Annotated in this window: 11 protein-coding genes; 7 read left to right on the top strand and 4 right to left on the bottom strand. The window is 56.2% G+C overall.

Annotated elements, in window-relative coordinates; genetic code table 11:
• Positions 1-44 precede the first annotated feature (44 nt).
• The 4 genes from INT84_RS06090 to INT84_RS06075 all read left to right on the top strand — a co-directional run bounded on the left by INT84_RS06090 (position 45) and on the right by INT84_RS06075 (position 4,151).
• Positions 45-1,454: a PLP-dependent aminotransferase family protein gene (locus INT84_RS06090; RefSeq protein WP_194206035.1), complete on the top strand. Its 1,410-nt coding sequence runs from the start codon at positions 45-47 to the stop codon at positions 1,452-1,454.
• Positions 1,455-1,637: 183 nt separating this feature from the next.
• A complete protein-coding gene (patD, locus tag INT84_RS06085; RefSeq protein WP_194206034.1) occupies positions 1,638-3,062 on the top strand; it encodes an aminobutyraldehyde dehydrogenase in 1,425 nt (474 codons plus the stop codon).
• A 114-nt stretch (positions 3,063-3,176) separates the two neighbouring features.
• Positions 3,177-3,695 carry a hypothetical protein gene (locus INT84_RS06080; protein WP_194206033.1) on the top strand — a complete coding sequence of 173 codons (519 nt, stop codon included), beginning with the start codon at positions 3,177-3,179 and terminating at the stop codon, positions 3,693-3,695.
• Positions 3,696-3,704: 9 nt separating this feature from the next.
• Positions 3,705-4,151 carry a DUF421 domain-containing protein gene (locus tag INT84_RS06075; protein WP_176920179.1) on the top strand — a complete coding sequence of 149 codons (447 nt, stop codon included), beginning with the start codon at positions 3,705-3,707 and terminating at the stop codon, positions 4,149-4,151.
• 59 nt (positions 4,152-4,210) lie between these two features.
• Here the strand turns inward: INT84_RS06075 and yncL are convergent, their stop codons facing one another.
• Positions 4,211-4,306, bottom strand: coding sequence for a stress response membrane protein YncL (gene yncL / locus INT84_RS06070; protein WP_072094343.1), 96 nt, complete (start codon positions 4,304-4,306; stop codon positions 4,211-4,213).
• 191 nt (positions 4,307-4,497) lie between these two features.
• Here yncL and INT84_RS06065 point away from each other — a divergent pair, with 191 nt between their 5' ends.
• Positions 4,498-4,671: a GhoT/OrtT family toxin gene (locus INT84_RS06065; protein WP_194206032.1), complete on the top strand. Its 174-nt coding sequence runs from the start codon at positions 4,498-4,500 to the stop codon at positions 4,669-4,671.
• Between the two features lie 38 nt (positions 4,672-4,709).
• Here INT84_RS06065 and INT84_RS06060 read toward each other — a convergent pair whose 3' ends face one another.
• From INT84_RS06060 to INT84_RS06050, 3 genes are read right to left on the bottom strand one after another with little or no spacing between them, the layout of a single operon-like run.
• Positions 4,710-6,848, bottom strand: a complete 2,139-nt coding sequence (locus INT84_RS06060) for a virulence factor SrfC family protein (RefSeq protein WP_194206031.1) — start codon at positions 6,846-6,848, stop codon at positions 4,710-4,712.
• On the bottom strand, positions 6,845-9,814 hold the full coding sequence (locus INT84_RS06055) for a virulence factor SrfB (protein WP_194206030.1): 2,970 nt from the start codon (positions 9,812-9,814) through the stop codon (positions 6,845-6,847). Before INT84_RS06055 ends, INT84_RS06060 begins: the two co-directional genes overlap by 4 nt.
• A 4-nt stretch (positions 9,815-9,818) precedes the next feature.
• Positions 9,819-11,105 (bottom strand): SrfA family protein, encoded by a 1,287-nt coding sequence (locus INT84_RS06050; protein ID WP_194206029.1) that lies wholly within the window; start codon positions 11,103-11,105, stop codon positions 9,819-9,821.
• Positions 11,106-11,378: 273 nt separating this feature from the next.
• Here INT84_RS06050 and INT84_RS06045 point away from each other — a divergent pair, with 273 nt between their 5' ends.
• Together INT84_RS06045 and INT84_RS06040 are read left to right on the top strand one after the other, a co-directional pair.
• Positions 11,379-12,977, top strand: a complete 1,599-nt coding sequence (locus INT84_RS06045) for an ABC transporter substrate-binding protein (protein ID WP_194206028.1) — start codon at positions 11,379-11,381, stop codon at positions 12,975-12,977.
• Positions 12,978-12,992: 15 nt separating this feature from the next.
• Positions 12,993-13,226 carry a DUF2526 family protein gene (locus INT84_RS06040; protein ID WP_194206027.1) on the top strand — a complete coding sequence of 78 codons (234 nt, stop codon included), beginning with the start codon at positions 12,993-12,995 and terminating at the stop codon, positions 13,224-13,226.
• Positions 13,227-13,545: the final 319 nt, after the last annotated feature.

The raw sequence follows: 13,545 nt of genomic DNA, 5'->3' as shown, positions 1-13,545 counted from the left end.
ATAATTTATTCTTAACTATTCACTCACTGGCTTATCATTTCTTGATGAAAAAGTATCAGCGTCTGGCACAACAGCTTCTTGAACAGATGGATTTAGGCGTCTGGCAACCTGGCGATCGCCTGCCGTCTCTGCGCGAGCAGGTGGGGAGCAGCGGGATGAGTTTTATGACCGTCAGTCACGCCTATCAGATGCTGGAGAGTCAGGGCCGGATCGTGGCGCGTCCGCAGTCCGGCTACTACGTGGCACCACACCCCGTCAGCAAACAACCCGCACCACCGGCCCGCGTGATGAGCGACGAGTCGGTGGACATCAATACCTGCATTTTTGAGGTGCTTCAGGCCAGCCGCGAAGCCTCGGTACTGCCTTTCGCCTCGGCCTTTCCCGATCCGCATCTGTTTCCACTGCGTCAGCTTAACCGCTCGCTGGCGCAGGTTAGCAAAACCGCCAGCGCGATGAGCGTGATTGAAAACCTGCCGCCGGGAAACAGTGAACTGCGCCATGCCATCGCGCGTCGCTACGCTTTACAAGGCATTCCGGTGTCGCCTGACGAGATTGTGATCACCGCCGGGGCGCTGGAGGCGCTGAATCTCAGCCTGCAGGCGGTGACGGAACCTGGCGACTGGGTGATCGTTGAAAACCCCTGTTTTTACGGCGCGCTTCAGGCGCTGGAGCGTCTGCGGCTGAAGGCGCTGGCGGTGGCAAGCGACGTGAAAGAGGGTATCGATCTGGAGGCGCTGGCACAGGCGCTGGCGACGTATCCGGTCAAAGCCTGCTGGCTGATGACCAACAGCCAGAACCCGCTCGGTTTTACCCTGAGTGCGGCCAAAAAAGCCCGGCTGGTCGCGCTGCTGGCGGCGCATAATGTGGTGTTGATTGAAGATGATGTCTACAGCGAGCTCTACTTTGGCCGCGAGAAACCGCTGCCCGCTAAGGCCTGGGATCGCGATGACATGACGCTGCACTGTTCCTCGTTTTCCAAATGCCTGGTGCCGGGGTTTCGCATTGGCTGGGTGGCGGCAGGGAAACACGCCCGGCGTATTCAACAACTGCAACTAATGAGCACGCTTTCCAGCAGTTCGCCGATGCAGCTGGCGCTGGTCGATTATCTCTCTACCCGGCGCTACGACGCCCACCTGCGGCGGCTGCGTCGCCAGCTGGCCGAGCGCAAACAGCTGGCGTGGCAGGCGATGCTGCGTTATCTGCCGCCGGAGGTAAAAATTCATCACAACGATAGCGGCTATTTTCTGTGGCTGGAACTGCCTTCTCATCTCGACGCCGGGGAGCTTAGCGAGCGGGCGCTGGCGCACCATATCAGCATCGCGCCGGGCAAAATGTTTTCGACCTCGGGCGCATGGCGGCCTTTTTTTCGCTTCAACACCTCCTGGGGCTGGGGTGAAAAAGAGGATAGCGCAGTACGCACCCTCGGCGTGCTCATCCGCGAGATGATGGGGTAAATTCCTGCTGGTGCACTGCGAATGTGCATCACTGTTCAGTTATGTGGCGGCGTTAACACTCTGCGTGCGTCACACCGCCCGGTTGCCATCTATCCTTTTATCAATGTCGACGTGTCGTTAACACCTGGCACGCTTGCTGCATTTTGATGTACAGGACCCGATCACTTTGAACAGGACAACACTATGCAACATCATTTATTGATTAATGGCGAACTGGTGGCCGGTGAAGGCGAAAAACAGGCGGTGTATAACCCGGCGACGGGCGAGGTGATCCTTGAGATCGCCGAAGCGTCTGCCGCGCAGGTGGATGCGGCAGTAAAAGCGGCAGACGCGGCCTTTGCCCAGTGGGGGCAAACCACACCCAAAGTCCGTGCGGAATGCCTGTTAAGGCTGGCGGAGGTCATTGAGCAGCACGCTGACCGCCTTGCTCGTCTGGAGTCACAAAACTGTGGCAAGCCGCTGCATGCTGTGATCGGTGATGAAATCCCGGCGGTGGTGGATGTGTTTTGCTTCTTCGCCGGCGCGGCGCGTTGTCTGAACGGCCTGGCCGCCGGAGAATACCTGGAAGGGCACACGTCGATGATCCGCCGCGATCCGGTGGGCGTGGTGGCCTCTATTGCGCCGTGGAATTATCCGCTGATGATGGCGGCCTGGAAGCTGGCTCCGGCGCTGGCAGCGGGCAACTGCGTGGTGATCAAACCCTCTGAAATCACACCGCTTACCGCACTGGCGCTGGCGGAACTGGCAAAAGATATCTTCCCGGCGGGCGTGATTAACGTCCTCTTCGGGCGCGGTAAAACGGTAGGCGATCCGCTAACCGGGCATGAAAAAGTGCGGATGGTGTCGCTGACCGGCTCTATTGCGACCGGCCAGCATATCATCAGCCACACCGCCTCGTCGGTAAAACGGACTCATATGGAGCTGGGCGGCAAAGCCCCGGTGATTGTGTTTGATGATGCCGATCTGGATGCGGTTGTCGAAGGCGTGCGCACGTTTGGTTTTTATAACGCCGGGCAGGACTGCACCGCCGCCTGTCGCCTTTATGCGCATGAAGCCATTTATGACGCGCTGGTGGAAAAACTCGGCGCGGCGGTTGCCAGCCTGAAAATGGGCGCACCGGAGGAGGAGACCACCGAGCTGGGGCCGCTCAGTTCCCAGGCCCACCTCGAGCGGGTCAGTGCCGCGGTTGAAAAGGCCAAAGCGCTCGATCATATTCAGGTTGTCACTGGCGGCAGCAAAGCTGGCGGAAAAGGGTACTATTTCCAGCCAACGCTGCTGGCAGGGGCGCGACAGGAGGATGACATTGTCCAGCATGAAGTCTTTGGTCCGGTGGTCAGCGTCACGGCATTTCGCGATGAAGATCAGGTCCTGTCGTGGGCCAACAATTCACAGTATGGTCTGGCCTCTTCCGTCTGGACCCGCGACGTTGGACGGGCGCACCGGCTGAGCGCCCGTCTGCAATATGGCTGCACCTGGGTGAATACGCATTTCATGCTGGTCAGCGAAATGCCCCACGGCGGACAGAAACTGTCGGGCTACGGTAAAGACATGTCGCTGTATGGCCTTGAAGATTATACCGTGGTCCGCCACGTTATGATTAAGCACTAATTATCATCCGCTTACGGGGCCTGAACGGTTCCCGTAAGCGCAACGAAACTTCACCGCTTTTTCACTTCTGAGCCATACTTCCATTACTTCAGGTTACTTTTACAGGCTTAATGGATGCGCAAAGATAGCTCGATAATTCACAGTAATGCCTCCCAGCCAGTGCATGAGAATGATATCTGGCTGCGCTTTGAAGCGGGCTGCCGCCGGTGGGGTTTTCTACTGCTGGTGCTGATTATAGTGGCGGGCGTATGCGGCCTTTTCTCCAGCGGGATTTTCAGTGAAACCACGGCCGCCAGCCCGGATAATCGCGTTTCGGTAGAGTATGAACGCTTCGGCAGGCAAACCAGCGATATCTCCATCAAAGTGATCGTGCGTGGCGAGCCGGGGCGGGGGTTTACTCTGGCTCTGGATGGCGATTTGATGGAACGTTATGAGATCCGCACGCTGCAACCCCAGCCGCTGCACACGTTGAGTCAGAACAATAGTCTGATCCTTGAATATCCGGGGAAAGGTGGGCCGGCGGAGCACAGCGTCTGGATTGGATTAGAGCCGCTTAATCCAGGCAACCGGCATAATAAAATTACCCTTAATAACACTGAAACCGTGACTTTCTCACAATTTATTTATCCGTAGGAACAAAATATGGACATGATAGTCAGAGCGGTAGCCATTTATCTGGTGTTGCTGGTGGTATTTAAAATTGCTGGACGGCGCACATTATTACAGATGACCTCATTTGATTTGATCTTACTCCTTATCATCAGTGAGGCCACGCAGCAGGCGCTGTTGGGCAATGATTTTTCCGTCACCGGTGCAGCCTTAACCATCATCACGTTAGTGGTGGTAGATATGATTTTTGGCATGATTAAAAAGTATATTTCGGGTGCCGAATCGATGATTGACGGCTCGCCGGTTATTCTGGTGGAGAATGGCGAATTACTGCATGAGAAGATGAAACTGGCTGATATCTCCTGTGACGATATTATGGCCTCGGCGCGAAATAATCAGGGAGTCTATAAAATATCCGATATTAAATTCGCGATCCTCGAGCGCAATGGTCATATTTCCATTATTACTAAAGAGTCCTAGGGCGGAATGATGAACGCCCGGCGGATGCCGGGCGTTGCGTCACTGAAGTGACAAAATCTTCAGAGGAACCATCCAAAACGCAATGAAAGCAGGCTGAAAAGGCCGAGCGCTGCAAAAACATTAATCATCACCACTGTTTTGTCCGAAACTTCCATAGTGTTTTAACCCTCAAAAGTTTGACCAAATGGTAGCTTGCGCACAGAAAAATTGGGTCGAAAACCCAATACTTTTGTTTGCGCAGATTTGATTTTAGTTTGGGTTTAGGAATTTGTGCCAGAAAAACTTGATGTAGGTCAAAAAAAAGAGCATATTCGCGGCATTTTTCTCCAGGGAGGAGACATTGGTTATGACGTTTTATCAAAAAATGCTGATTTTTTATGTGGTCATGGCCGCGATCTGCGCCCTGATCACCTGGTTCCTGACGAAAGACAAACCCAGTATCCGCCTGGTGGCGGCGCTGCTGGTTGGTGCGACCTGGCCCTTTAGTTTTCCCATGGCGCTGCTGTTGTCTATTTTCTGACCTTCGCGATGCGCCCGGCACAAATGGCCGGGCAACGATTAGGGTAGCAGTGCCAGTAGTCGCTCCCGGTCCGCTGGCGTGACGTCGAGCGGATTCTGGTAGCGCTGATTTTCACTGGCGCGGGTATACAGCGCCACCAGCCAGTCGTAGACGTAACGGGTAGCGGCATGAACGGGCTGCTCTGCCAGGCGATCAAGACGGGTCATGGCGATGGCCTCTGTGGGAGCAAAAATCACGCTGCCTTTGGCTATCCTGCTTGCCGGACGCTGCGCCAGCGGCACATCGGCATAGCCGAGCCAGGTGATGAAATTGCCCACCACCGCCTGTAATTGCGCCGCAGGGGCGCGATCATTTTGCATCGAAGCCTGTAGCTGACCTGGCAGATCCAGACGGTAGCTGGTCGTAATCAGGCAGTCTGTCAGCTGCTGTAAGATAGCCGGTGTCAGTGCCAGTCGCTGCGCATTCTCGTTTCGGCGACTCCACTGGCGCAGGTGTTTCACCCATATCGCATGCGCCCGCTGGCCGATATTCTCTCCCCGATCGTACACGCTGGTCGCAACGTTATCCGGGGCGAAGAGATCGATAGCCTCATTAAACAGGCCGTTGACCTTCTCTTCGCGGGGGAGTTGCACGTGCCAGATCTCTTCAAACAAGGTTATATCCGGCAGCAGTCCTGCCAGCATTTCCCCCTGTACGGATGCGTGACGTTGTAACGTTTTAATCATATCGGCGATGCTGGCGTTGGCGGTATCATCCGCCGTCGCCCGCCAGGGCTGCATTAGCGCGTGAAGCTGCTGCTGATAACGTGCGCTAAGCGCTTCAAGTCGGGCATGCCGCAGCGCGGGCGAAGTTGCCTGCGATAACCACTCCACAAGACGCTGAACGCTGCTGGCATCCAGTGCCTGAAGCGTGCCCCAGCGCTGACCGGGCTTACCGAGTAATTGCTGAATACCCTCATCAAGGTTGCGCTTGCGGGTAAATCTCTCATCCTGGGGCGTAATCGCCCACACCAGCCCTGGCAGGGAGGCTTCTTCCCCTGATTGCGTTTCATCCACCCACTGACGCAGCGTTTTTGCCATCGCCGGCGTCCGGGCGCGTTCGTCGATGGCATTGCAGATCACCAGCACGTCCGGCTGAAGATGCTGACGATAGCGATCCAGCAGCCAGCGACACTTGCTCAGCCACAGCGGTGGCGCGTTCTGCGGTGCGGGGGCAGGAATATCAATGATATCGACCTGCGCCAGCGCGCCGCTTTCCAGCGGCAGGATCAGTTCGCAGGTCAGCAGGGCCAGGGTGGAACCCGGCAGGCTGATAGCTTTGTGCTGTGGGTCTTCTGACCACGGATGAACGACCACGTCGTCTTCTGCATCACTTTCTGCGGTTAAAAATCCCTCGGCTGGCAGCGCAAACTGATCTACCAGCAAACTCAGCGGCGCAGCCAGCTCGCGGGCGTTGCCAGTCTGATGGAGAACATGCGCCAGCGCCAGCCACTGCTGGGTCAGCTCCTGCTGTTCGCCCCACAGTAACGACCAGGCGCTTGCACGGGTACTGAGGTCCAGCGAAGGCAGCAGGTCGGCAAACTGAGACCAGAGAGTATCATCGATCTGCTGCCGGGAAGATGGCACCACACCACGCCAGAAACGGGCAATGGATGCCACGTCGCTGGCATCGAGTCCTGGCACCGTCTGCGTCTGACGCAACGCTCGCCAGGCATGAAGTCGGGCCTCGATAACCGAGCGCTCGACCACGCGTAAATCTGCCTGTGACTGCGCATGGACAATAAATAACTGCACCAGCTCGGATTCCGATATCAGCACCAGGCGCAGCGGAAACGCTTCATCCGGCGTGGCGTGGCGATGGCTGAAACGCAGAGCCATCCGCGTCAACTGATGGCCGGGGTTAATATGGCTAAAATAGTCGAGCGCCTTCGCGCCGGGGCGGACCGTCAGGCGTCCGCTGTCGTTACCGCACAGCGCCGTAAGCAGGTGCGCTTTTGCCGCCTGCGAATGTCCGTACAGCGCCACGCTTGCCCCCGCACTTTGCGCCTGCGCCAACTTTCGCGACTGGGCGACCAATCTGGCGACGGCGGCCTGCAACGCATCGGCGTCAGTATCGAGCGCCGCCGAGCGCTGGCGGGCGGCGTCGATCCATTCACTGACTGACTGTAATTGATTCATTTTAAATAGATGCTCCCGCTGTCGATCCAGTAATGGCTGCCACTATGACGCCGGTCGGCCAGGGTGTTCAGCTTGAGGGTTAGCGCATCGGCCGCCACCGGCGTGCCGTCCTGCAACCAGGCATCGCTGAGAATAAACGCTTCCGGCCCCTGGGTTTTACTGCCACCAGTTAATTGCAGGCGCACATTCAGCACCCCGTCGCCCGCAATGGCTTTCGCCAGCTCAGGAGAGTTAATGCTCAGGGTATAGAGCGGCGTGGCGGGCCAGCGGGTATTGGCCAGCTGGCGAAAGCCCAGCGTCACGTTGCCGCGCAGCGGGAAGTGCAGGCGGGCGTCAAGCTTGCTGCCGCCTTTATCCAGATCGATATCGTGATACCAGACCTTTTCGTCACGCAGCGTATTGACGGTATTATCCAGGACGCCAAGATAGCGCACCGTGGAATAAGCGCCGATATCCGCGGCCTTAAAGTTAAAACGCGGCAGACGCAGGTCAAGCGCGAGGCTGCACAGCATTGCGCCCACTGCCGCCGTGGATTTAGGGTTACCAATGCGTCCCTGCTGGCTAAACGGATACCATTCATGGACCCGGTATTGGTCCAGCCAGACCATACGGTTTATCGGCACCGGCTGAAGATGGCGGATCAGCGCCTGTACGCCGGGCAGACAGCCCGGACGTCCGGTAATTAACAGCACGTCGCAAACGTAATGTGAAATGGCTTCACAGACGGCGTGCAGTGGGGCGGCCAGGGTAAATTCGCCTGCCAGCATCGCCCGCTGCAATTCGCCAAAATTGACCGCCAGCGGGACCGCCAGAATGTCGAATGCCGTTTCCCCCGCAGGCAGCGCATGTTCAATGGCCTGGGTGAGATAGTTCATCACATTGCGCCCCGGCGGCTGGTCAAGCAGTTCGCCAAAGGTGGCGTGCAATCCCGCCAGCGGATCGTTGATATCGCTCTGTTCCCAGGCGGAGAGGATCGCGTGCCCGATGGGCATAAACAGTTGCAGAGTGGTTTGCTGACGCAGTACCGCCTGAGTGTCGATGCGCCCGGAATCGCCAAACAGCGTCGCCATTAGCGCCGCGGCATCAGCAATTCCTGACTTTTGCAGCTGGGTTTGCAGCGCCGGGAGAATATAACGTTGAATGATATCCAGCAGCACATCGTCACCCGCGACTTTAAAGCCCTCGCGGAACAGTAAATGCGGGGTGATCTTGACGTTGCTGCCCGTGCCATCATCGAGTTGATAATGAGTGATCGCCATATCCGTGGTGCCACCGCCAATATCAATCGACGCTACCCTTAGCGTGCGATCCCCCTGCGTTGCCCGGTCGGGGCGAATGCGGGAGGCAAAAAAGGCTTCCGTTTGCCCGCCAAAATGCGACATCGCTTCGTTATACAGCCACACCAGTTGCCCGCAGCTGGCCTCGTCCCACTCCATCTGGATCTCTGGTACCGGGATCACACTTTTATCACGCTGTTTCTGACTGGCAAAATCCTCATCCTGCGGATGCCAGCCCATCGCTTTCCACACCAGCGCGATGGCTTCAAACATCCGGCGGCGAAAAATTTCTCGCTCCTGTTTAGGCATGGCAGAAGGCAGCGTAAGAATGATCGTGCGCAACTGGCGGGGGGATGCCGGAAAGCCCAGACGTAGACGCGTGGCAATACTGTTGATTTGCCCCAGCGCCTGCGCCAGTAGCTCGCAGAGCATATGCGTCATCAGCGTGCTGCGGCTGTAGAGGGGCGAAAAGACCGGCAGACGCTCGTCCTGCGGCAGGGTAAACAGCGGCTGACCGTCGTCATTCATCAGGTTCATCAACGGGAAGGCGGTGGCCAGCGGTTCTCGATGCGTTTTCGCATTCATCTGGCTGAAACGCCAGTCCTGAAGTACCGGGGATTCATCCCACAGATAGCGGCGTGGACTGGAAATGCCGCTATTGCCTTCCGTGCCGAGCCGCTGCATCGCCAGTTTACGCGCCTCGTCGCCAACGCGGACAATCGACGGCCAGACAAACGCATCTTCACGACCGCTCTGCACCGAAAAATGTTGCTTGCCAAAACGCGCCTCGGAAAACTCGAGGCGGCTGGTAAATAACGGATCGTTAAAAAACTGCGGCTCGCTCAGGGAACGGACCTGTAGTTCTGCCGTCTGGCGCAGGCCATCGTTCGCATCGCCATGATCTTCGATAATCACACCGCAGGTATGGGTGTTCCCCACGTCGAGGATCAAATCGACCGGGATCGCAGGCGTACTGAGGGTGGCAGTGACCAGCCTGACTTCCGGCACGTTGAGCTGCTCGCCCAGCAGGGCGAGTAAATTGAGCCAGTGTCCCTGATACTCAAAGCTTCTCAGCGCCTGAGCAATTTCGGTCTCGCTGCGTTTTTCCTGTTGCGTAACGTACTGGGTGAAGACTTCGCGCAGCCAGCCGTCGATCCAGGTCTGGTCAAGAAAATCGGCCAGTTCGTCATCCTGCCACGCCAGCGCAAAACGGGTGCCGTTAAGGAGATCGTTTTCCACCGGGGCGAGGGCCGCAGGGGAGCGATCGCTAATCTGCGTGTCCAGCGCCAGCGTAAGGCGGTGGGTATTGCCTGCGCTGTCCGGCTCATGGAGTTTGCGGATCTGCATCCGACCCCAGTTATCCGGCCCTTCAACAAACGTGCGCGGCGGATTAAACCGCAAAAAAGGCAGCGGCAGCCAGACGCCATCCAGCAGGGCAAGAGAGTGGGTCAGCGGCAGGGTGCTTTCGGGTTTTACCACCTCGGGCTGCATGCCGTCGCGTCCGGCAAGCGTATAGCGTCCGCTCGCCAGATCGTAACCCAGACGCAGTAGCGGACCATTGGCGGTTTTACGCACAAAGCGGCCGCTATGTGGCGCATCCAGCGGCGTCAGACCAAAATCAAGAAACTGCACGCCACTGTTGGCTATTAACGTGACGCTCTGTTTGTAATCGCAGAGATTTACCAGCATGGGATCAGGCACCTATTTTTCGAAACGTCACGGGAACGGCGTGCGCAGCATCGTAGCGCGCAACGCATTCGGCCACATCATTGCTACCCGCTTTACAGGTGATCTCCGGCATCGGGTAGCGGGAGCCATCGTTACAGCGGGCGTTGTTGCGGCTTTTGATCATCAGCTCGCCGCTTTGATGCAGACCGGAAAAGATCTCCGCACGGCAGACAATATTTTTACCGTGGGTCAGTCGCGCCGTCCCTTTATTATTCTGGATCTGAAAGCGTAAACCGGGGGCTTTACCGGTCACCGGGTCCTGAATGGCGATCTGTACCTGCCAGTTACCGTTCAGGAAACGGGTCATACCGGCCCTGACCTGGCTGGCGTCCATGACCAGTGCTTCTTTCGGAATGGCCGCAATGACGACCGGCTTGCTGGCAACCACTTCCGGCTGCGCGGGTTTAACCACCTCAGCCTGATGAAGCGGCAGGGCAGCCATGATTTCCGGCAACGGTGTGCCGGATTGCGCGACCGGCGCTGCACTCTGCGGCGCAGGGCGGGACATCAGCAACGGCGCGGCGGCAACCGCAATCAACACCGCAACCAGGGTCGCTATCCACAGCGGGACGCGGCGGCGCGGCTTGACGCGTGCGGGCGACGGAATGATTTCTGGCTTCGCGGCAGGCAGCACAATGGCAGGTCGCGGTTCTGCGGGCACAGGCGGCGGCAATAAAGGTTCGTCCGCCTGCGTAATCGTCACCATGACTGGCGCGTCTTCTTCATCTTCTTCTTCAACAGGCAGCGAGAGCAGAGTGGGTTCGATAGTCGCGGGCTGGCGCAGGCAGTCGAGCACATCGTCGCGGGCGTTTTCGTTAAGATTGACGAATCCCCAGAACGTGATCACCGGTTTGCCATCTACCAGGAAAAGATGATTTTCCCCCGGAAACTGGAGCGCTTTTTCCAGCAGGGAGCCGAAGAGCTGCTGGGCGGTTTTACCCGATTGCAGGCATTTGCGGCTGAGCGCCGTCGCAGCATCCAGCGTCGTTTCAAGGTAGCGCAGGGCGCGGGAGCGGGTTTCCGCGTCCGCAGCCTGCCAGGCAACAGGCTGGCCTTCGACCGGTGAGTACCAGTTCACGCGGTCGCCATCGTCATTGACCTGCGGGATCGCCAGACAGTCCACCATCGCCAGCTGTTTACGCAGGCGCAGCGTCTCGCGAATTTGCAGCGCCGAATCAAAAACGGCCTGGCCACCGCCACCCACCGCCTGAAAATCGTCTAAGTCACCGCTGCGTAAAAGAGTTTTTGCCACGTTTTCATCTCACTGACTTTTTCACCGCTCTACTTTACGCAAAGCATCCGTAGATAAACGGTGGAAGAGAGGCAAAAACTGGGTAATTCTCGCGGCATTGACGGCGGGGAAGGCGTCAGGTCCACCCACCGCACGATTTCATCGCGTCCGATGCTTATTATTCCAGCGAAAAACGTTGCTTAAGCATAACCTGATAGTGATTTGTTATTTGCCAGTTGCAGATCGCTATGCTGTTATTAAGCTCCATATAATAAAACCGAAAGGCTTATAACCATGTCGATGGGAAAAACCCTGCTCGCGCTGACGTTGAGCACCTTATTACCGGCAAGTGCCGCCTGGGCGGCGAATAACGATACGCTGATCTACTGTTCCGAAGCGTCTCCGGAATCCTTCAACCCGCAGATTGCCAGCTCCGGCCCGACGTTCGTCGCCAGCTCGCAGGTGTTATATAACCGCCTGATTAATTTCGATCGCGAAAAAAATACCCCCATTCCGTCACTGGCAACGGAATGGACCATCTCTCCCGACGGCAAGACTTATACCTTCACTCTGCGTCAGGGCGTCAAATTCAACAGTAATAAATTCTTCAAGCCGACGCGCGATTTTAACGCGGATGATGTCATTTTCTCCGTGATGCGTCAGAAAGACCCTAAGCATCCTTACCATAATGTGTCGCAGGGCAATTACGAATACTTCAACGATGTCGGGCTGGATAAGCTGATTACCGACGTGAAGAAAATCGACGATTATCACGTACAGTTCACTCTCAGCGAACCTAACGCTGCCTTCCTGGCCGACTGGGGGATGGATTTCGCGTCGATCCTCTCTGCGGAATACGCCGACGCGATGCTGAAAAAAGGCACGCCGGAAAACGTCGATACCTGGCCTGTCGGCACCGGACCTTATGCGCTGCAACAATACAAAGTCGATTCGCTGATCCGCTACATCGCCAATCCGAATTACTGGGACGGTGAGGTACCAACCAAACACCTGATCTTCTCGATCACCCCTAACGTCGAAACGCGTCTGGCGAAGCTGCAAACCAACGAGTGCCAGATTATCCCTGCGCCGTCGCCGGTTCAGTTTGATGCTATCAAAAAGAACAAAGATCTGACGCTGCACTCCGTCGATGCCCTGAACGTGGGTTATCTGGCGTTTAATACCGGGAAAAAACCGTTTGATAATGTACTGGTGCGTCAGGCGCTGAACTACGCCACCGATAAAGAAGCGATTATCAATGCCGTCTTTATGGGGTCCGGTACGGTAGCAAAATCGCCGATCCCGCCAAATATGATGGGCTTCAATAAAGACCTGAAAGATTACGGCTATGACGTGCAAAAGGCCAAAGATCTGCTGAAACAGGCCGGGCTGGAGAAGGGCTTCGAAGCGACCCTGTGGTCAATGCCGGTTCAGCGTCCCTATAACCCGAACTCGCGCCGCATCGCCGAGATGATCCAGAGCGACTGGGCGAAAGTCGGCGTAAAAGCCAAAATCGTCTCCTATGAGTGGGGGGAATATCTCTCCGGGATGCGTAAGGGTGAGCACGATACCGCGCTGTTCGGCTGGATGTCCGATAACGGCGATCCGGATAACTTCGCCGATGTGTTGCTGGGCTGTAACAGCATCAAAACCGGCTCCAACGCCGCGCGCTGGTGCGATAAAGGTTATAACGATCTCGTGCAAAAAGCGCGTCTGACCAGCGTCCCGGAAGAGCGGGCAAAACTCTACGCTCAGGCACAGGAGATTTATTATCAACAGGCTCCGTGGATCGCGCTGGCCAACGGCAAAACATTCTATGCCACCCGCAGCAACGTGACCGGATATAGTGTTAGCCTGATGGGCAGTGATTTCTCGAAAGCTAAACTGAACTAATACGAAGGAGAGTGTATGTCGCACCTGGATGAGGTTCGCGCCCGCGTTGACGCCGCGCTTGCGGAAGATGTGATCACCCATATGAATGAGCTACTGGTAGAACTCAGCGACGATGCGGTGCTGGCGCGCGAAGAGCGCTATACCCAGCAGCAACGCTTACGTAATGCCATCGCCCATCACGGGCATCAGCATAAGGAAGACCGGGAAGCGCGCCGCGAGCATTTGACTAAGGGCGGCACGATTTTGTAGTGGGTTCAGAACAGCAATAGCAGAAATTATGTGTCATTCCCGTAATGTATATATTTGGGAATGGCACATTTCCACTCTGTTTTATCACGTTCGTTCGAATGTTTTATATTCATGAAATGAATACATAGTACTGTTTTTTGCAAACGTTATTTTACTCTCTGCGATTTTAAATTTCTTGCATTATCAATAAGTTATGACTAAAAATATTGATTGTGTGTATTGTTTGTTAAATACTATAAATTTATTGTTATTGCTTAATTGAGGTTTGATTGCACTTTTAAACTAAATAAACGCCTAAAGAAAACTTATTGATTGTTGT

Origin of the sequence: Superficieibacter sp. 1612_C1 (assembly GCF_015234305.1) — a bacterium.
Lineage (GTDB): Bacteria > Pseudomonadota > Gammaproteobacteria > Enterobacterales > Enterobacteriaceae > Superficieibacter.
Note: the sequence above shows the minus strand (reverse complement) of the source record. Positions and strands in the feature narration are given on the sequence as shown.